This is a genomic window from Stenotrophomonas sp. STEN009 (genome assembly GCF_056760395.1).
Map to the genome: position 1 here is coordinate 1 of NZ_JBRRES010000056.1, position 20,222 is coordinate 20,222.

At 68.3% G+C, this 20,222-nt stretch carries 13 protein-coding genes; 6 read left to right on the forward strand and 7 right to left on the reverse strand.

Annotation, left to right across the window (positions count from 1 at the left end):
• Positions 1 to 209: 209 nt before the first annotated feature.
• From ACVOMM_RS17830 to ACVOMM_RS17855, 6 genes are all read right to left on the reverse strand, one after another.
• A complete protein-coding gene (locus ACVOMM_RS17830) occupies positions 210 to 749 on the reverse strand; it encodes a hypothetical protein (protein ID WP_065174783.1) in 540 nt (179 codons plus the stop codon).
• Positions 746 to 3,187 (reverse strand): penicillin-binding protein 1B, encoded by a 2,442-nt coding sequence (gene mrcB, locus ACVOMM_RS17835; protein WP_065174782.1) that lies wholly within the window; start codon positions 3,185 to 3,187, stop codon positions 746 to 748. The genes ACVOMM_RS17830 and mrcB overlap by 4 nt, the downstream gene beginning before the upstream one ends.
• Before the next feature lie 75 nt (positions 3,188 to 3,262).
• Entirely contained in the window at positions 3,263 to 4,207 is a 945-nt protein-coding gene (locus ACVOMM_RS17840) for a glycosyltransferase family 2 protein (protein WP_481526576.1), read from the reverse strand.
• Positions 4,204 to 5,196: a glycosyltransferase gene (locus ACVOMM_RS17845; RefSeq protein ID WP_481526577.1), complete on the reverse strand. Its 993-nt coding sequence runs from the start codon at positions 5,194 to 5,196 to the stop codon at positions 4,204 to 4,206. The genes ACVOMM_RS17840 and ACVOMM_RS17845 overlap by 4 nt, the downstream gene beginning before the upstream one ends.
• A 68-nt stretch (positions 5,197 to 5,264) precedes the next feature.
• On the reverse strand, positions 5,265 to 6,836 hold the full coding sequence (locus tag ACVOMM_RS17850) for a coiled-coil domain-containing protein (protein WP_481526578.1): 1,572 nt from the start codon (positions 6,834 to 6,836) through the stop codon (positions 5,265 to 5,267).
• Positions 6,837 to 6,866: 30 nt separating this feature from the next.
• Positions 6,867 to 9,023, reverse strand: coding sequence for a RelA/SpoT family protein (locus ACVOMM_RS17855; protein WP_481526579.1), 2,157 nt, complete (start codon positions 9,021 to 9,023; stop codon positions 6,867 to 6,869).
• A 129-nt stretch (positions 9,024 to 9,152) separates the two neighbouring features.
• On the opposite strand from ACVOMM_RS17855, the gene ACVOMM_RS17860 reads away from it, so the two are divergent.
• The gene (locus ACVOMM_RS17860; protein ID WP_322522902.1) at positions 9,153 to 9,689 is read left to right on the forward strand and encodes a hypothetical protein; all 537 of its coding nucleotides are present in this window, start codon (positions 9,153 to 9,155) and stop codon (positions 9,687 to 9,689) included.
• Positions 9,690 to 9,735: 46 nt separating this feature from the next.
• Here the strand turns inward: ACVOMM_RS17860 and hrpA are convergent, their stop codons facing one another.
• The gene (gene hrpA, locus ACVOMM_RS17865) at positions 9,736 to 13,818 is read right to left on the reverse strand and encodes an ATP-dependent RNA helicase HrpA (protein WP_481526580.1); all 4,083 of its coding nucleotides are present in this window, start codon (positions 13,816 to 13,818) and stop codon (positions 9,736 to 9,738) included.
• A gap of 86 nt (positions 13,819 to 13,904) precedes the next feature.
• On the opposite strand from hrpA, the gene ACVOMM_RS17870 reads away from it, so the two are divergent.
• The 5 genes from ACVOMM_RS17870 to ACVOMM_RS17890 all read left to right on the forward strand — a co-directional run bounded on the left by ACVOMM_RS17870 (position 13,905) and on the right by ACVOMM_RS17890 (position 20,073).
• Positions 13,905 to 14,453: a Dps family protein gene (locus tag ACVOMM_RS17870; RefSeq protein WP_053518946.1), complete on the forward strand. Its 549-nt coding sequence runs from the start codon at positions 13,905 to 13,907 to the stop codon at positions 14,451 to 14,453.
• Between the two features lie 446 nt (positions 14,454 to 14,899).
• Positions 14,900 to 16,702, forward strand: a complete 1,803-nt coding sequence (gene recQ, locus ACVOMM_RS17875) for a DNA helicase RecQ (protein ID WP_481526581.1) — start codon at positions 14,900 to 14,902, stop codon at positions 16,700 to 16,702.
• Between the two features lie 151 nt (positions 16,703 to 16,853).
• Positions 16,854 to 17,234: a CopL family metal-binding regulatory protein gene (locus ACVOMM_RS17880; protein ID WP_053520158.1), complete on the forward strand. Its 381-nt coding sequence runs from the start codon at positions 16,854 to 16,856 to the stop codon at positions 17,232 to 17,234.
• A 74-nt stretch (positions 17,235 to 17,308) separates the two neighbouring features.
• Positions 17,309 to 19,117, forward strand: a complete 1,809-nt coding sequence (locus ACVOMM_RS17885) for a copper resistance system multicopper oxidase (RefSeq protein ID WP_481526582.1) — start codon at positions 17,309 to 17,311, stop codon at positions 19,115 to 19,117.
• A complete protein-coding gene (locus ACVOMM_RS17890; RefSeq protein ID WP_481526583.1) occupies positions 19,114 to 20,073 on the forward strand; it encodes a copper resistance protein B in 960 nt (319 codons plus the stop codon). Before ACVOMM_RS17885 ends, ACVOMM_RS17890 begins: the two co-directional genes overlap by 4 nt.
• The last annotated feature ends 149 nt before the right edge of the window (positions 20,074 to 20,222 follow it).

Here is a 20,222-nt window from a genome sequence, read left to right on the forward strand (position 1 = left end):
TGGACAACTTCCGTAACGTAAACGGGGCGGGGGGCGGCCGGCAACCTGTTTTTCGGGGCGAGTTTGGTCTACTTAACTGTATGGGGTCTTAGCCTTTTCTTTTGGTAAACGGGCTCTGACCCCATCGCGAGCGCGCGACCGGCTTCTGATCTTTCTGTTCTCGCCCGCGGCCCGCGCGGCGTGTGACGCGCCCGATGGAGGGGAATACCTCAGTACCGCTTGATGCCCGGTACCGTGCACCCTTCCAGCTGTGCATGCGCCGACACCGCGTTCTCCTTCTCCCCGCGCGCCAGCCGTGACTGCTCGATCGTCGCCCAGTGGCGCCGGCACAGCGGCCCGGTCTTCGACCCCAGATCGATGGCCTTGCGCGCGAACGTCTCCGCCTCCGACCACTTGCCCTGCAGCAGGGCGATTTCGGCCCGCTCCTGCAGCACTGCGGGGTCTGCGGCGACGATCTGCAGCGCCTGGTCCAGGCTGGCGGCGGCGGCCGGCAGATCGTTGGCCTGGCGCTGCGTCAGCGCGGTCTGGCGCAGATCCTCAACCTGTGGATCGCGCAGCGGCTGCACCGACAGTTCCTTGTCATCCGGTCCCGCCGCCGCTTCGACCGCAGCCAGGCGCTGCACCGGCGTGGTGGTAGCGGCGACCGGCTTGACCACCGGCGGCGCGCTGCTGACACAGGCGGCCAGCACCACGGTGAGGCCGGCCAGGGTGAGCGGATGCAGGAAAGTTCGAAGCGTCATCGGATTCATCGACTCGGAGGAGGAGTGGTCGCCGCCGGCGCGGCTGCGGGTTCTTCCGCCGGTTCCGGCTTGCGATCCAGGCCGAACCAGCTGCGCCAGCCTCCGCCTTCGCTGCCGGCGCCGTCCTGGGCTTCGGGCGAAACCGCCGGCGCGCAGGGCGCATACGCCGGCGCATAGCCGACCACGAACGGGAAGCGCCGCGCGCCCGGACAGCCCTCATCGGTACTGTTGGTGCCGCTGGCGGCGATCGGCTGCCAGTCCAGCCCCTTGTTGCTGACCCGCAGCGGAGCGCTCGGCAGGCGCTGGAAGATGCCCGACCACACGCGCATCGCACCGGTGGCGCCATACAGCCCGGCCTGCTCGTTCTGGTCGTTGCCCATCCAGATCACCGCCAGGTGGTCGCCGGTGTAGCCGGCATACCAGCTGTCGCGGCCATCATTGGTGGTACCGGTCTTGCCGGCCGGCTGCAGGCGGCCCAGGCCGTCTGCGTTGAGGCGCTGCGCGGTGCCGCTGGCAACCACCTGCTGCAGGCCGATGCTGATCAGGTTGGCCGCGATCGAATCGCCTTCCTGTGCCGGCGCAGGCGACTTGTCATAGCGCTTGAGCAGCTTGCCCTGCGGATCAAGCACGCCACGCACCGCGTGCAACGGCTGGATCTCGCCGCCCGAGGCCAGGAACTGGTACAGCTGCGCCATCGCATACGGGCTCTGGTCGGTCGAGCCGAGAATCACGGCCGGATTCGGTTCGGCCTTGATGCCGGCCAGCACGTGGATCAGCTGGGTCACACGCTCTGGACCGACCTGCATGCCGACCCGCACCGTGGCCTGGTTGTAGGAATTGGCCAGCGCATCGATCAGCCGCACGGTGCCATGGCTGCGGTTGTCCGCATTGCCCGGGCTCCAGTTGCGGCCACGGCTCAACTGGACGGTCACCGGCGAATCGTCAACCCAGCTCGCCAGCGAGTAGCGGTCTGGCTGGGCCAGCGCCAGCAGGTACACGAACGGCTTGAGCAGCGAGCCGACCGGGCGCTGCGCCTCGATGGCGCGGTTGAAGCCGACCTCGGAGACCTCGCGGCTGCCGATCACTGCCAGCACGTCGCCGTTATGCACGTCGGTCAGCACCATGCCGGCCTGCAGCTCGGGACGGCGCTTGCTCTCCAGCGACTTGATGGTACGGGTCACAGCGCCTTCGGCGTAGGCCTGCGCGGACGGCGACATGCCGGTCATGACGCTCAGGCCCGCGCCCTGCAGTGCGGACTCGGGATAATCGTGGCCGAGCTGGCGACGGACCAGATCGACATAGGCCGGGAAGCGGTTGGCGGCGACCAGGCCCGGTGTCTTCGGCACCCCCAGCGGAGCCTTCAGCGCCCGCTGGTATTCGGCATCGTCGATCAGCGCCGCTTCGCGCAGCTTGCCCAGCACGAAGTTGCGACGATCCAGCGCGCGTTCCGGGTTGCGTCGCGGGTCGTAGTAGGACGGGCCCTTGACCAGGCCGATCAACAGCGCGATGTGCTCGGTTTCCAGCGACGACAGGTCGCGGCCGAACCAGAATTCGGCGCCGGAGGACATGCCATGGATCGCCTGGCTGCCGCGCTGGCCCAGGTACACCTGGTTCAGATACGCCTCGAAAATGGTGCGCTTGTCGTAACGCGCTTCCATGATCAACGCATACAGCACTTCGTTGAACTTGCGGGTGAGGGTCTGCTCCTTGCCGATACCGAGCAGGCCGCTGCGGGCCAGCTGCTGGGTCAGCGTGGACGCACCCTGCCGGCTCTGCCCGCCGGAACGGACGGTCACCCAGACCGCACGGGCGATGCCCGACAGGTCGATGCCGTGATGGCGGTTGAAGTCCTTGTCCTCCACCGCCTGCAGGCCGGTCACCAGCAGGTCCGGCGCCTCGTCCATGCGGATCAGGCGACGCTCTTCCTGCTTCTGGCCGTACAGCGTGGCGATGCGTGCCGGATCCAGGCGGGCGGCCTTGAGCGCCTTGCGGCTGTCGGCATCGCGCAGCGACGCGACGGTGCCGCCAGCGAGCGACAGCTCGACGCGACGTGCGGCCACCCGGCCATCGACGTCGGCGTAGCCACGGCTGGCAATGACGAAGCGGCCACCCTTCACCGCGTAGGTGGCCGGCTCCCTGCCTTCGCCGTCATCGCGGTAGGCGGACGCGGCCAGTTCGGTCTTCAGGGTCGCCGCATCCATCGCCTTGCCGGGCGTCAGCACCAGCGGGCGGGCGTAGACACGGGTCGGGATCTGCCAGCGCAGCTCTCCGAAACGCTGGGTCACCTGCTGGTTGAGGTACAGGGTGTACGGGATCAGGAAACCCAGTCCCAGTGCGACCGCTGCCATGCTCCAGGTGATCAGCCTGCGTCGCCAGGGCGAGCTGCCGCCCTCCTGGTCGTCGTCGTCGAAATCGTCGTGGTCGTCGGAATCGTAGCGTCGGGGCACGGGAAAAGCATGGCAGGGGCGTCAGCGGAGTCTACCCCAGCCCTTTCCCCAAGACAGGTTCGATCGGTCTTCCGTTCAGCGATGGCCCGGCGGCAGCGGACCGGCCCGGCCGCGGATGCCGTCCCACAGCCCCTTCAACATGAACCGCAACCGAATCCAGCGCGGCGCCAGGAACAGCCCGTTGCCCACCAGCTTCAGCAGCAGGCGTGGCACGTCCTGCGCGATCCAGACCCGCGGCGTATAGGCGCGCCCGTAGAGCAGCACGCGGTTGCGCATGATGAAATACAGGCGGAACGGCTTGTGCACGATCACGCCGTCCGGCTTCGCCCGCGACGGCAGCAGTTCCTCGCCGATGCTGTGGCTCATCTGCGCATCGCAGATTCCGTACAGCGCGTGGCCACTGCGTTTGGCGCGGAAGCACCAGTCCATGTCCAGGTTGTCGATGAACAGGCTTTCGTCCATCGCACCGATGTCACGCAGCGCCGACATCGGCACCAGCGATCCGGACGTGATGAGGAAGTCGCAGGAGATGCGCTGGCCCGGGCCGCCACGCAGCTTGTGGTTGAAGGGGAAGCCGAAGCGGACGAACGGGGCGAGCATGCCGCTGCGTGCGTCGCGGAACTGCGGTCCCACCGCAGCGATCCGCTCATTGCCCGCCAGCTCGACCAGCGCGATGCCCAGCACGTCGACCATGCCCGGCTCCAGCACGCTGTCCTGGTCCATCAGCAGCACGTAGTCGAACCCCAATGACTGGGCCTGCTCATACGACCGGTTCAGCGCACTGCCGAGCCCGACGTTGTGCGGCGAGGCCAACAGGCTGATGCCGGGCGCCGCGCCCAGCAGCGCTTCCACATCCACACCACGGCTGCCGTTGTCGAACACCACCAGATGCCCGACCTGCTGCAGCACGCTGTCGACCACCCGCCGCAGCAACTCCGGATCGGGGCCATAAGTAACGATCACGGCGCAGACGCGGTGCGCGTCGAAGGCAGCACGCGCTGCCGGCATCTGCGAAGTCATTGGATTCCCTGCACGAGGTCGCTGGCCGCCGAACGCAGGCCGTTGGAAAAACGATGATAGCGGCCACTGCCCAGCTCACGGGCGATGTGCAGCATGCGGGACGGCAGCCGGGTTGGCGCGCAGGCCCGCGCCTCGGCATGGCGCAGACGCTGGTCCAGTGTCGCCAACTGTGCGGCATCCAGTGCCGGCCGGCCCAGCCGCGCCTGCTCCTGCAACGAGCGCAGGCGGGCCAACGCCGCCGCGAGATAGGTGCGGCGCGCGGAACCACTGCCCACGGCCCGCTCCAGCAGCCCGCGCTGGCGCGCGCCCACCTGGTTGTCGCCATGCTGCCGGTAATCGGTGGTGATCGCTTCGATGCTGTCCAGACCACCGCTGACCGCCGCCACCAGCGCCAGCCATTCGTCGTGGATCCAGTCCTTGGCCACCGGCAGCGCCTGCGTGATCAGGCCACGCCGCAGCGCGGTCACGGCGCCGGTCACCAGATTGCGGCCCATCAGCAGCTCGAAGCCTTCACCGCGGTGTTCCCGGTCCAGGTCGCGGCGGCTGATCGACAGCGCCTGGAACAGGGTCGCCGGCAGCGGCCGGCCCTGCGCATCGACCAGCCGTGCATCGCTGTGCAGCAGTTGTACCGTGGGCCGCACGGCGAACGCCTGCAGGAAGGTGGCGACCTTGTCCGCATGCCACACATCGTCCTGGTCGCACAGGAAGACGATGTCGCCGCTGCAGGCCGACAACGCGGTTTCGAAATTGCGCACGTAACCGACGTTCTGCTCCTGCTGCCGCAGCACCACCTCGATGCCGGCCGCACGCAGCGCTTCAGCCTCGTGCAGGAGCACGGCCCAGGTACCATCGGCAGAAGCATCGTCGACCATCACCACCTGTGTCGGCAGTACGCTCTGCGCGGCGATGCTGCGCAGTTGGGCGGCGACATGGCGCTCACCCTGCCAGGTACACAAGGCAACGGAGACGGTGGGTGCGACGCTGGACATGTTCTGGGGAGCGGCCGGAGCGGCTGGACTATACCCGACTGGCACCACCGGCACGAATGGTCGTCGCATCATCGCGGCTGCGGCTCGCCACCTGCGCGCCGCGGCCGCTCCTCGAATGGCGGCAGTTCGGCCAGGTCCGGTTGCAGCCGCCGCGCCTGCTCGGCGGCATGCGAGGCAAATGCCAGATCGCCGCTGCCGAGCCGTTCGCTGCCGATCGCCAGCCAGCGCTGGGCCAGGCGCAGCCGTGCGGTCGGCAACCCGGCGTCGGTCGGCGCCAGCGTCTGCCACGCCTGCAGACAGGCGCCGGCGGCCTGCACCCGGTTCTGGCGCAGGTTGTCGTCGAAGCACTGGCGGCTGGCCGGCAGCAGCCGCGTGGCAGCCGCTTTCACGCGGGTGTCCCGTGGGGCCAGCGACTGCGCTTCGCGCAGCGCATCGAAGGCACTGTGCCCGGGCGGACTGATCCATTGCCCTGCACGCTCGGCGCGTTCGACCTGGCGCAGGTGATCACGCAGCTGTCGCTCGCGCTGGCTGTTGCTGATCGACGGCTGCTGCAGGGCCTGCTGCGCCTGCCGTGCACGCTGCAGGCGCTGCTCGAGCTGCTGCCTGGCCGCTGCCGAGGCACCCAGCGACGCTGCCAATGCGGCATCGCGCTGTGCCGCCTCGAACTGGAAGTCATCGGCCCGCTTCTGGCTGCGTGCGAGGACCGCCTGCAGTGTCTGCTCCCGGCCGCGCTGGGCACTGGGATCGTCGGCCGCCACCGCCAGGACCGCCTGGAAGCCCGCCGCCGCCGCTTCCAGCTGCTGTCGTTTCAACGCACGCTGCGCCTGCCGCAATCGCTGATCCATCGCCTGCGCCAATGCTTCCTGGCTGGCCGGCAGGTCGGCGTGCCCGGCATCGAACTGACGTGCCCGCTGCACCACCGCGGCCGCGTCGGCCAGATCACCTCGCGCGGCCAGGGCACGCGCCTGCTGCAGCAGGTCACTCAGTGCATCCTCGCGACCTTCCAGCGCCGATAGGTTGTCCGGCTGCAGGGCCAGAATGCGCTGGAACATCGGCAGGGCGCTGCTGTCGCCGTCATCCAGGCGCCCGGCGGCGAGTGCGTTGCGCGCCTGCGCAAGCATCGCGCCAATCCCTGCCCCGGCCGTGCGACGTGCCTGCAGCTGGCGCGCCAGCGCATCGGTCTGGCTCTGCGGCACCTGCAGCTCGCGTGCCAGCGCCAAGGCCTGCGCACTGGCGTCCAGATCCCCGGCCTGCAGCCGGTCGCGCGCCTGCTGCAACGCAGCGGCACCGGTCCGTGCCAGGCCCTCGCGCGCCTGCGGGCGATCGCCGTCGAGCGCAAGCGCGGCCTGGTAGCGCTCGCGCGCACCACTGCCATCGATGGCGCTCAGCCGTCCCGCCGCCAGCGCACGATCACCTTCGGCCAGCAGCTGTTCGATCTGCGGTTCGTCCCAGAACCAGTCCGCCAGCGGCTTGCGCAGCAGCACCAGCAGCACGAACACCGCCATCGCCGCCACCAGCGCCCAGCGCCAGACCCGGCGCGCATGCCGCGCCTGCAGCCACCACCAACGGCCTTCACGGCGGACGCGGTCCAGCGCAGGATGTTCGGCGCCGTGAGGGCGATGCGGAGGCTCGCGTTCCATGCGTGCAGGGTAGCCGGGGTGGCGTGAAGCTCAGCCGAGGCGACGTGCCTCGCTGACACCGGGCAAGGCATCGAGCTTGCCCAGCAGCGTCGACAGCTGGCCGTAATCGCTCACCTTCAGCCGCAGGCGCAGGTGGGCGCGGCCGCTGTTGCGCACGTTGTCGCTGTGGATGTCGAGCACGTAGGCGTCTTCCTGGGCGATCAGGTTGGTGATGTCCTTCAGCAGCCAGCGGCGATCGACCGCATCGACCACCACGTCCACTTCGTAACCGCCGCCCGCCTGCCCCCATTCCACCGGCAGGATGCGTTGCGGGCTGGCCGCGGCAAGGCGGGCCAGCGCTGCACAGTCTGCCCGATGCACCGTGACACCCCGGCTACGGGTCAGGTAGCCGACGATGGGTTCGCCCGCCACCGGCTGGCAGCAGCGTGCCAGCTGCACCAGCAGGTTGCCCACGCCCTGCACGGTGAACTTGGACTTGCCCAGGTTCTCGCGCCGTGCGGTCGGGCGTGGCAGGGTCGGCGGCGGCGCTGGCTGGCTGGCCGCACGTTCGGCCTCCAGCAGCGCGCGGCTGATCTGGTTGGGGCCGGTATCGCCCAGCGCCACCTGGATGTACAGGTCGTCGATGCTGTCGGCATGGAACTTCTTCGCCGCGGCCGCCAGATCCGAATGCTGCAGCCCGAGCCGCTTGAGCTCGCGCTCCAGCAGTTCGCGGCCGGCCTGCACGTTGCGCGCGCGGTCAAGCTTGTGGAACCAGCTGCGTACCTTCTCGCGCGAGCGGTTGCTGGCCAGGAAGCCGTTGGCCGGTATCAGCCAGTCGCGGCGCGGATCGGCCTCCTTGCCGGTAAGGATCTCCACGCGGTCGCCGCTGCGCAGGCGGTAGGTCAACGGCACGATGCGGCCGTTCACCTTGGCGCCGCGGCAGCGGTGTCCCACCATGGTGTGCACCTGGTAGGCGAAGTCCAGCGGCGTGGCCCCCTGCGGCAGATCCAGCACTTCGTCCTTTGGGCTCAGCGCATAGACGCGGTCCTCGGTGAGCTCCGCATCCAGTGCCCCGGCCAGTTCATTGCCCTGCCCGTCCTGCGCCTGCTCCAGCAGCTGGCGCATCCAGGTGATCTTGCGGTCGAAGGACTTTTCGGCGCCCTTGCCACCTTCCTTGTACTTCCAGTGCGCAGCCACGCCCAGTTCGGCCTGCGCATGCATCTCGTGGGTGCGGATCTGCACTTCGATGGTGCGCCCTTCCGGGCCGACGACGGCGGTGTGCAGCGAACGGTAGTCGTTGGCCTTGGGTCGGGCGATGTAATCATCGAACTCGCTCGGCACCGGCGCCCACAGCGCGTGCACCACGCCCAGCACGGCGTAGCAGGCCGCGACGTCGTCGACCATCACCCGCACCGCACGGATGTCATACAGCTGGTCGAACGCCAGCCGCTTCTTCTGCATCTTCCGCCAGATGCTGTAGATGTGCTTCGGCCGCCCGCTGACCTCGGCCTTGATGCCCTGGGCCGACAGTTCGCGCGAGAGCACCTTCTTGACGTTCTCGACGTAACGCTCGCGGGCGATGCGCGTTTCATCCACCTCGCGGGCGATGCGTCGGTAGGTGTCCGGCTCCAGATGGCGGAACGCCAGGTCTTCCAGCTCCCACTTCAGCTGCCAGATGCCCAGGCGGTTGGCCAGCGGGGCATGGATGTCGCGGGTCAGCTGGGCCAGCGCGCGGCGCTGCTCCTCCTCCAGCCTGTCGGCCGCGCGCATGCGCGCCAGCTGCCGCGCCAGCAGGATCGGCACCACCCGCAGGTCGCGGATGATCGCCAGCAGCAGCCGGCGCAGGCCCTCACTGTTGCGTCCGGCCTCGCGACCGGCGTGCAGCGCCCATACCGGGTCGGCCGCGTCCTGGCCGTCGAGCAGGCCGATCACCGCCGCCCGGTGGCTGCCAAGCGGCAACTGCTCCAGGTGGGCGCGCAGGCCGGGCAGGTCGAACAGCAGGGCCGCGACCACCGCGCCTTCGTCCGCCGAGAGCATTGACAGGGCATCGAGGGTGTCGCCCAGCACCGACCAGCTGGCGCGCATCTGCGTGTCAGTCCCGGCAGCTTCCCAGTACTCGCGCAGGGCCTGGCGCAGCGGAGCGGGCAGCACCGCTGCCGAGGGACGGTTCAACAAGGCATCCAGGCCGGGGACGGAAGCGCGGTTCACAGCATCGAGCAGGCAAGACAGAGGCCCCTACACTAGCGCCGGCACCGTTCAGGGACAATCGCCACCGCTGCATCGCCGGGCATGAGCACATGCCGCTACACTCGCGGGCAAACCCCGGAGAGACCTGTCATGCCTTCCATTGTCCTGCGCGCCCGTCCACGGCTGCTGGCCTGTGCCGCCGTGCTGTTGTCCCTGTCCGCGCCCGCCCTGGCGCAGCGCGTGGTGGAGGGCGATCTGCAGCAGCAGATGTCACCGGCCGAGTTCAAGGCCGCCGGCCTGGACAAGCTCAGCGCCGCCGAACTGACCTCGCTCAACCGCTGGCTGCAGGGCAAGGTCGAAGCCGCTGCCACCGAGGCGGTTGCCGCCGTGCGCGAGGAAGCGCGCGAGGAGGGGCGACAGGAAGTGATCCGCAAGAACCGTGGCTTCTTCGACTTCGGCAGCAATGAGCCGATCACCGGTGTGCTGCAGGGCGAGTTCCGCGGCTTCGGCAAGGGCCGCGTCTACTCGCTGGACAACGGCCAGCAATGGGAACAGACCGACACGACGTCAATTTCCGGTGTCCGCAGGCAATCGCCCAAGGTCAGCATCACCCCGGGCGTGATGGGTGTGTGGTACCTGAAGGTCGAGGGCGTCAATACCCAGCCCAAGGTCCGTCGCACCAAGTAACGCGCAATCCGTCCGAATGCAGCCGGGCACTGCCCGGCTGCACGCTTCATGCCTGGCGCAGTGCCGCCACCCGCTGCGCCAGCTTCTTGGCCGAGATGCCGGTGCGCGCCCCCAGTTCCTGGGCGAACAGCGAAACCCGCAGCTCCTCCAGATCCCAGCGCAGCGCCTGCCACTGTGGCCGCTCGCGCAGGCCCTGCTGTTCACCGGCAGCCAGCGCCTCCAGGAACGGATGCAGTTCCAGCATGCGCGCCTGGTCACGTGGCGGGTCACGCTTGGCACGTTCGGTGCGAAGGATCATCGCCTTCAGGTAACGGGGATACTGGGCCAGCGCATCAGCCGGTGTGTCGCGCAGGAAGCCGGGGTGGATCAATCCCGCCAGCTGCGCTTCCATGTCGTCCAGGTTGCCCCGTGCCCAGCCCATCAACGGCGCTTCCAGCATCGGCTTCAGTTCCGCCACCAGCGCCAGGATGGTCTCGGCCAGCTTCAGCCGCGACATCGCCTCGCCAAACAGGGCCTTGGCTGCATGCTCGCGGCGCTGTTCGAAGGCCGCCGCATCGCGGATGCTTTCCAGTCCTTCGGCCAGCACGGCGTTCATCGCCGCATCGACCAGATCGCCTCGCAGGCGCTCCTGCGATTCGATCGCCGCATACAACAGGCCCGTCTTGGCAGCGACCGGCAGCTGCTTGCGGGCCTGCTTGACCTTGTCGGCCAGCGCGATCTCCAGCAGGCGGCGCACGCCCAGTGGGTGGGCCTCCTCTGCCTGCTGGCGGTCGGCGAAGATGCGCAGGGCCACACTGTCACCCTCGTCCAGCAGCGCTGGATAGGCGGGCACGCCCGCCTCACCGGGTACCTGCAGTGGAATCGGCGCAGCCGGGAAGGTGCGCAGCCCATCGGCCGCCATTTCGCGACCGGCACGCGCGGCAAAGGCATCACCGGCTCGGCCGCCGAATCGCGCCCGCAACGCGTCGAGGTCACGTGAGGTGGCCAGCACCTTGCCGTGTTCGTCGCGCAGTCGCAGATTCATGTGCAGATGCGGCTCGATGGAATCCGGCTCGAAATCAGTCGCCGCGACTGGGGCGCCGGTCGCGCGCGACAGGAAGCGTGCCAGTTCGCCGGTAATCGCATCGGCACTGGCATTGGGGAACGCCTCATGGAACGCACGGCCGAAATCAGGGGCCGGCACATAATTGCGCCGCATCGCCTTGGGCAGGCTGCGGATCAGCGCTGCCGCCTTGTCGGCGACGAAGCCTGGCGCCAGCCAGCCCAACTGCACTGGATCGAGTGCGTTGAGCAGGTGCAGCGGCACCTCCAGGGTGACACCATCATCTTCGGCACCCGGCTCGAAACGGTAGTGCAGCGGCAGCCTTGCCTGGCCCAGCGGCAGATACTTCGGATAACGCTCCTGTTCGCTGCCTTCGCCCGGCAGCAGGTCCGCCAGCGTCCAGTGCAGCCCCTTGCGCTGTGCGGGCGGCAGTTCCTTCCACCACGCGTCCAGGCCGGATGCCGAATGGATGTGGGGGGGAACCCGGTCCAGATACCAGCGCGCCTGCCAGTTTTCATCGGCAACGATGCCAGCCCGGCGCAGCTTCGCTTCTTCCTCGCGCGCCACCTCCAGCACCTTCTGGTTGTCTGCCACGAAGCTGGCGCGGGTGTTGATCTCGCCGGTCACCAGCGCCTGCCGCACGAAGATGTCGTGCGCCTCGCCGGGTGCGATGCGTCCGTAATGCACCGGCTTCTTCGGCGCCAGCACCAGACCGAACAGGCTGATCTGTTCCGATGCCAGCACCTGGCCCTGCGCACGCGACCAATGCGGGTCGAAGTGCTTGCGCAGGAGCAGGTGCGGCAGCTCGGCAATCACCCAGTCCGGCTCGATCGCCGCCAGGGTCATGCCCCACACCTTCTGCGTGTCGAGCAGGTTGGCCACCAGCAACCAGGGGGGTGGCCGCTTGGACAGCACGGAACCGGGGAACGGCAGGAAGCGGCGCTGGCGCGGCGCGAGGAAATCCCCCTTCTCGGTGCGATGGCCGATCTGCGTAGGCAGGCCCGCCACCAGTGCACGATGCAGCGTCTGATAGGCCGAAGCCCGCACGCGTTCACTGAAGCCGCCGCCGGCAGGCGCCTGCTCTTTCTGCGCCCGCGCCGCCACCGGCGCCGGCACGGCGTCTGCCTTGCCCTCGCGGGCCAGGCGGGCAGCGCGGTGCAGCTGGCCCCGCGTGGCTTTCACCGCTGCCGCGTCATCACGTGCGGCCGCCGGCGCACTGCTGCCCGCCAGCAACGGTGCCATCGATGCTTCCACGGGCTCTTCCTTCCAGCCCAGCTCCTCGCACAGCAAGCGTAGTTGGCGATGCAGCTCGCGCCACTCGCGCATGCGCAGGAATCCAAGGAAATGCCGCCCGCACCAGTCGCGCAGCTTGGACTGGGTCAGATCTTCATGGGCCTGCCGGTAGGCATCCCACAGACGCAGCACGCCGACGAACTCGGAGCGGCCGTCGGCGAACTGGGCATGCGCGGTGTCGGCGGCCCCCCGTGCCTCGGCCGGTCGCTCGCGCGGGTCCTGGATGCCCAGGAACGAGGCGATCACCAGCATCGGCCGCAGGCAGCCGGCCGCCTGTGCCGCCACCAGCATGCGTGCCAGCTTCACATCCACCGGCAGGCGCGCCATCTGCTTGCCGATCGCGGTCATGCGCCGCTCGCTGTCGATCGCGCCCAGCTCGGTCAGCTGCTGCCAGCCATCGGCCACCGCACGTTCGTCCGGTGCTTCCAGGAAAGGAAAATCCTCGATGCGGCCCAGACCCAACTGCAGCATGCGCAGGATCACCCCGGCCAGGCTGGAGCGGCGGATTTCCGGATCGGTGAACTCCGGCCGGGCCTGGAAATCGGCCTCCGCATACAGGCGATAGCAGATGCCCTCGGCGATACGGCCGCAGCGGCCCTTGCGCTGGTTGGCGCTGGCCTGCGAGATCGGCTCGATGTGCAAGCGGTCAAGCTTGTTGCGCGGGCTGTAACGCTTGACGCGGGCGAAGCCCGGATCGACCACATAACGGATACGCGGCACCGTCAGCGAGGTCTCGGCCACGTTGGTGGCCAGCACGATGCGCCGGTTCGGCCCGGGGTTGAACACCCGGTCCTGGTCCTGGTTGGACAGCCGTGCATACAACGGCAGCACCTCGGTATTGCGGTACCGGCGTCGCTCCAGCGACTGGTGGGCGTCGCGGATCTCACGTTCACCCGGCAGGAAGATCAGCACATCGCCCCGCGCGTCCAGGCGCGTGATCTCGTCGATCGCCGACACGATCGCATCGTTGACGGTGCGTTCGCCCTCCTGCTCGCCCTCGCCTTCCAGCGCGCGGTAGCGCACCTCGACCGGATAGGTACGGCCCTCCACGCTGATCACCGGCGCGTCGTCAAAATGCTGGGCGAAACGGTCGGTGTCGATGGTGGCCGAGGTGACGATCAGTTTCAGGTCCGGCCGCTTGCGCAGCAGCTGCTTCAGATAGCCGAGCAGGAAGTCGATGTTGAGGCTGCGTTCATGCGCTTCATCGACGATGATCGTGTCGTAGTTCGACAGCCAGCGGTCGCTGGCGATCTCCGCCAGCAGGATGCCGTCGGTCATGAACTTGATGCGGCTGTCCTCGCTGACCTTGTCGTTGAAGCGCACCTGGTAGCCGACCAGCTGGCCCAGCTCACTGTGCAGCTCCTGTGCCACGCGGCTGGCCACCGCGCGTGCGGCGATCCGGCGCGGCTGGGTGCAACCGATCATGCCGGCCTGGCCACGGCCGGCGGCCAGGCACAGCTTGGGCAGCTGGGTGGTCTTGCCCGAGCCCGTTTCGCCCGCGATCACCACCACCTGATGATCCCGGATCAGCGCGATGATGGCATCGGCTTCACGCGCAATCGGCAGCTGGGGGTCCAGAGTAATGGCTGGTTGCTGCTGCGCCCGTTTCTGCCGGCGCTGCACCGACGCCTGCAAGGCCTGCTCGAAGGTAGCAGCCAGTGCCGCATCCTGTGGCTTGGCCTGGCAACGCGAGAGCATCCCCAGCAAACGGCCCCGGTCGCGGCTCATTGCGCCGTCGATGGCGGCGCGCAGTTGGCGCAGGCGAGACTGCGGCATTTTGTCGATAGCGTTCATCAATCGGTTCGTTTAAAACTTTGAAAGCAAACAGTCGTCAAGACTGATTTATTGTGAAGACCAACGATTCCACAAGGAGGAACCCCATGGCGAAGACCAAGAGCCCGACCAAGGCCAAGACCGGCAAGCAGAAGCTTGCCGCTGCGGCGCCGTCGGCCCCCAATATCGATATCGGGATCACCCAGGGCGACCGCAAGAAGATCGCCGACGGTCTGTCGCGCTTCCAGGCTGACGCGTTCACGCTCTACCTGAAGACGCACAACTTCCACTGGAACGTGACCGGGTCGATGTTCAACTCGCTGCACACCATGTTTGAAACACAGTACACCGAGCAATGGGCGGCCCTGGACGATGTGGCCGAGCGCATCCGCGCGCTGGGCTTCAATGCCCCGGGCTCCTACCGGGAGTTCGCTGCGCTGACCTCGATCGCCGAGGAGCCGGGCCTGACCGACAGTGCGGACTGGCGGGAAATGGTACGCCAGTTGGTGGTCGCCAACGAAGCGGTCTGCCGTACGGCGCGTGAAGTGCTGGAGGTGGCGGCCAAGGGCGATGATGCCCCGACCGAGGATCTGATGACCCAGCGCCTGCAGACCCACGAGAAGTATGCGTGGATGTTGCGCTCCCTGCTGCAGTAAGGGTTGGGGGGTGTTCGGGGGGGGGGGGGGGGCGCCCCCCCCCCCCCCCCCCCCCCCCCCCCCCCCCCCCCGCCTTTTCCACCCCCCCGGCCGGGCCTCCCCCTCGGGGGGGGGGCGGCGCTTTTCCCCCCCCAAAACCCCCCCCCCCCCCCCATTCTGTTTGTCGATATCTGACAGATTTCATCCACGCAGGGCGTGGATGGCCCACCGCCACCGGGAAACTGTCGAAGGTGGGGCGGTGTCGGAGTACGGGGTGTCAGCCGCATGGATGCGGCTGCCAAGCCTACACGGACGTACTTGCGGCGTCCCCGCACTCCGACACCGCCCCACCAGACCGCGGATCAGCCCAGAGCCGGCTGTTGCCTTTGACGTTGCACTGGCTTGCAGCAGGTGCAGGGCGCAGCCCTGCCGAACCCCTACCCCTCCCTCCGGGGTAAACTAGCGCGATGGCTTCCCGTCCCGCGCACGACCTGCTCAACCGCGTCTTTGGTTACGACGATTTCCGTGGTCCGCAGCAGGACATCGTGGAGCACGTGGCTGCCGGTCACGACGCCCTGGTGTTGATGCCCACCGGCGGTGGCAAGTCGCTGTGCTACCAGGTGCCCGCCCTGCTGCGTGACGGGTGCGGCATTGTCATCTCACCGCTGATCGCACTGATGCAGGACCAGGTCGAAGCCCTGCGCCAGCTGGGCGTGCGCGCCGAATACCTGAACTCGACGCTGGACGCGGACACTGCCGGCCGCGTCGAACGCGAACTGCTGGCCGGTGAGCTGGACATGCTCTATGTCGCACCCGAGCGCCTGCTGACGGGTCGCTTCCTGTCCCTGCTCTCGCGCAGCCGGATCGCCCTGTTCGCGATCGACGAAGCCCATTGCGTGTCGCAATGGGGCCATGACTTCCGCCCCGAGTACCGCCAGCTGACGGTGCTGCACGAGCGCTGGCCGCAGATTCCCCGGATTGCCCTGACAGCCACCGCCGATCCGCCGACCCAGCGCGAGATCGCCGAGCGCCTGGACCTGCAGGATGCCCGCCATTTCGTCAGCTCCTTCGACCGCCCCAACATCCGCTACACCGTGGTGCAGAAGGACAACGCACGCAAGCAGCTGACCGATTTCCTGCGCGGCCATCGCGGCGAGGCGGGCATCGTCTACTGCATGTCGCGGCGCAAGGTCGAGGAAACCGCCGAGTACCTGCGCGGACAGGGCTTCAACGCCCTGCCCTACCACGCCGGCCTGCCCGCCGACGTCCGCGCGGACAACCAGCGCCGCTTCCTGCGCGAGGACGGCATCGTCATGTGCGCCACCATCGCCTTCGGCATGGGCATCGACAAGCCGGACGTGCGCTTCGTTGCGCATACCGACCTGCCCAAGTCGATGGAAGGCTACTACCAGGAAACCGGCCGCGCCGGCCGCGATGGCGAAGCGGCCGAAGCATGGCTGTGCTACGGCCTGGGCGACGTCGTGCTGCTCAAGCAGATGATCGAGCAGTCCGAAGCCGGCGAGGAACGCAAGCAGCTGGAGCGGTCCAAGCTCGACCACCTGCTCGGCTATTGCGAATCCATGCAATGCCGCCGCCAGGTGCTGCTGGCCGGCTTCGGGGAGACCTATCCCCGCCCCTGCGGCAACTGCGACAACTGCCTGACCCCGCCAGCGGCATGGGACGCGACGGTTCCCGCGCAGAAGGCACTGAGCTGCGTCTACCGCAGCGGCCAGCGCTACGGCGTCAGCCACCTGATCGACATCCTGCGCGGCAGCGAGAACGAGAAGGTGCGCCAGCAAGGTCATGACCAGCTCAGCACCTACGCCATCGGCCGCGACCTGGATGCACGGACCTGGCGCAGCGTATTCCGCCAGCTGGTGGCCGCCAGCCTGCTCGAAGTGGACAGCGAAGGCCACGGCGGCCTGCGCCTGACCGATGCCAGCCGCGACGTACTGAAGGGCCGCCGCACGGTGAACATGCGCCGCGAGGCTGCGACCAGCGCCGGCCGCGAACGCAGCGCGCAGCGCACCGGCCTGTCTGTCCCCCCGCAGGATCTGGCCCTGTTCAATGCCCTGCGCGGCCTGCGTGCCGAACTGGCCCGCGAGCAGAACGTGCCGGCCTTCGTGATCTTCCACGACAGTACCCTGCGCAACATCGCCGAACAGCGCCCCACCAGCCTGGACGAGCTGGCCCGGGTCGGCGGCATCGGTGGCACCAAGCTGAGCCGCTATGGTCCGCGCCTGGTGGAAATCGTGCGCGAAGAGGGGTAGCGCCGGGCCTCCTGTAGAGCCGAGCCCACGCTCGGCTGTTGCCGCAGAAGCAGCCAAGCGCGGGCTCGGCTCTACATTGGTGCCGCTCCAATCTTGAACCGGCCATTCAGCCGGAAGTGCATCCGGGCCCGCTTGCGGCTAGATTAGCGCCATGTCCCTGGCCTCGACCCTGCTCCGCGTCGTGCTCATGCTCAGCCTGTTGCTCAACGGGCTGAACGCGGCCATGGCCAGCGGTCATGAGGAGATGGGCCGCATGGCCCACGTGATGATGGCGACGATGGCGGGCGACGCCGACTGCCATCACCACGCCGCCATGTCCGCCGACGAGGCGCCGCAGGCCCAACCGGCGGCCCACGATGCGCATTGCCAGATCAAGGACTGCCTGCGCAGCTGTGCCCAGCATCCCCTGCTGGCGGTGCAGGCGCTGCCCTTCATGGCCGGTCCCGGCCTGTCGCTGACACCGCAGCCGATGCCGGCCAACGGCCGCCCGGCGCCGCCGTTGCCGCCACTTTCCCGCCCCCCCATCGCCTGATCCACACGCGTCGTGCGCCACGCGCACTCAAGCCGGCCCGCTGCCGGCGTCCTACCGTGTCTGGAGTCACCACCATGAATACCCGCATTCCCCCCGGCCCGGGCGCCCTGCCCATGCCGTCGCGCCGCCTGTTCGTTCAGGGTCTCGCCGCTGGCGGCGTGGTTGCCGGCATCGCCTCGGTCGGCGTGCCGCTGCGAGCGCTCGCTGCGGCCAGTGCCGCCCCGCGCCTGGCCGGCGCACCGGCCGTGCTGACCGATACCCGCCTGGAACTGGCCATCGGCGAATCGCTGGCCAACTTCACCGGTCGCACCCGGCCGGCGATCACCGTCAACGGCTCACTGCCGGCACCGATCCTGCGCTGGCGCGAGGGCCAGACCGTGGATCTGTTCGTACGCAATACGCTGGACCGCCACCCGACCTCGATCCACTGGCACGGAATCCTGCTGCCGGCCAACATGGACGGCGTCCCGGGCCTGAGCTTCAACGGCATCGGTCCCGGCGAGACCTACCACTACCACTTCCAGCTCAAGCAGTCGGGCACGTACTGGTATCACAGCCATTCGATGTTCCAGGAGCAGGCCGGCCTGTATGGCGCACTGATCATCGACCCGGCCGAGCCGGCCCCGTACCGGCACGACCGCGAGCACGTGATCATGCTGTCGGACTGGACCGACATGGACCCGGGTGCACTGTTCCGGCGCATGAAGAAGCTCGCCGAGCACGACAACTACTACAAGCGCACCCTGCCCGACTTCGTGCGCGATGTGCGCCGCGATGGCTGGTCTGCGGCGCTGTCCGACCGCGGCATGTGGGGACGGATGCGGATGACACCCACCGACATCTCCGACATCAACGCGCATACGTACACCTACCTGATGAACGGCACCGCGCCGGCCGGCAACTGGACCGGGCTGTTCCGCACTGGCGAGAAGGTGCTGCTGCGCTTCATCAACGGCGCCTCGATGACCTACTTCGACGTGCGCATTCCCGGCCTGAAGATGACCGTGGTCGCTGCCGATGGCCAGTACATCCATCCGGTCAGCATCGATGAGTTCCGCATCGCCCCCGCCGAGACCTACGACGTGCTGGTCGAACCCAGCGGGCAGGATGCGTTCACCATCTTCTGCCAGGACATGGGCCGCACCGGCTACGCGGCCGGCACCCTGGCCGTGCGCCACGGCCTGCAGGCGCCGGTTCCCGCCCGCGACCCGCGCCCGCTGCTGACGATGAGCGATATGGGTCACGACATGGGCGGCGGTCACGGCGGTCATGACATGGCCGCGATGAAAGGCATGGAAGGCGGCTGCGGCGCCAGCATGGGGCACGGCGCGCATGGCGGCGCGACGACCACCGGCAAGGCACCGCAGCACCCGGCCAGCGAACGCAACAATCCGCTGGTGGACATGCAGAGCTCGGCCACCGATCCCAAGCTGGACGATCCCGGCATCGGCCTGCGCGACAACGGCCGCCAGGTGCTGACCTACGGCGCGATGCGCAGCCTGTTCGAGGACCCCGATGGCCGCGAGCCCAGCCGTGAGATCGAGCTGCACCTGACCGGCCACATGGAGAAGTTCTCCTGGTCGTTCGACGGCATTCCATTCGCCAGCGCCGAGCCACTGCGGCTGAACTACGGCGAGCGCATGCGCATCGTGCTGGTCAACGACACGATGATGCAGCATCCGATCCACCTGCATGGCGTCTGGAGCGACGTGGAGGACGCGCAGGGCAACTTCCAGCTGCGCAAGCACACGGTGGACATGCCGCCGGGCACCCGCCGCAGCTACCGCGTGCGCGCCGATGCGCTCGGCCGCTGGGCCTATCACTGCCACCTGCTCTACCACATGGAAGCGGGGATGATGCGCGAAGTGAGGATCGAAGAATGAAGCGCTCCCTTTTCTCCCCCAGCCTGCTGGCAATGGCCCTGACCGTCGCACTGCCTGCTTTCGCACAGTCGCACGCGGGCCATGACATGCCCACGCCCGCACCGGCACCGGCGCCGAAGACCAAGCAGCCCACTGCCGAAGACGCGGTTGATCACTCGAAGATGGATCATTCGACGATGGATCACTCGAAGATGGATCATTCGAAGATGGATCATTCGACGATGGGCCACGGCACGTCCGCGCCGACCGAGCCGCGCGAGCCGATTCCAGTGCCCACCGACGCCGATCGTGCCGCCGCGTTCCCGCCCATCGCCCATGGCGCGATGGAGCATGCGCCGGAAATCAACAGCCTGCTGCTGATCGACCGCCTGGAGCACTGGGATGGCAAAAACAGCAACGGCCAGGCCTGGGAGGCCACCGGCTGGATCGGCGGCAACATCAACCGCCTGTGGCTGCGCACCGATGGCGAGCGCAGTGAGGGCCGCACCGAATCCTCGGCGGTGGAAGCACTGTACGGGCGCAGCGTGTCGCCCTGGTGGGATGTGCTGGTGGGTGTCCGCCAGGACTTCCGCCCCGCCGATTCCCGAACCTGGGCGGCCATCGGCATCCAGGGCCTGGCGCCGTACAAGTTCGAGAGTTCGGCCACGCTCTATGCCGGCTCCGGCGGACAGCTGCTGGCCAAGGCCGAAGTGGAGTACGACGTGCTGCTGACCAACCGGCTGATCCTGCAGCCGCTGGTGGAGGCCACCGTGGCCAGCAAGGACGAACCGGAGCACGGCATCGGGCGCGGCCTGAACAAGGTCGAGGCCGGACTGCGCCTGCGCTACGAGTTCAGCCGCCGCTTCGCGCCTTACATCGGTATCACCCATGAGCGCAGTTTCGGCGATACCGCCGACTATGCCGGCGACCACGCGCGCGACACGCGCTGGGTAGCGGGCGTGCGCATGTGGTTCTAGTCGGCACAATGCGTGCAGCAGCCGGCCCCCGGTGAGACCCGGGGCCGCGAAACAGCGGCCCGGTGTTTAGCAGCGTTGATAATTGGCATTGACAAACCCCCCGCCCCCATAGCCCACCCAGAAGCGCGCAAAGCGAAAGCCCAAGCCCC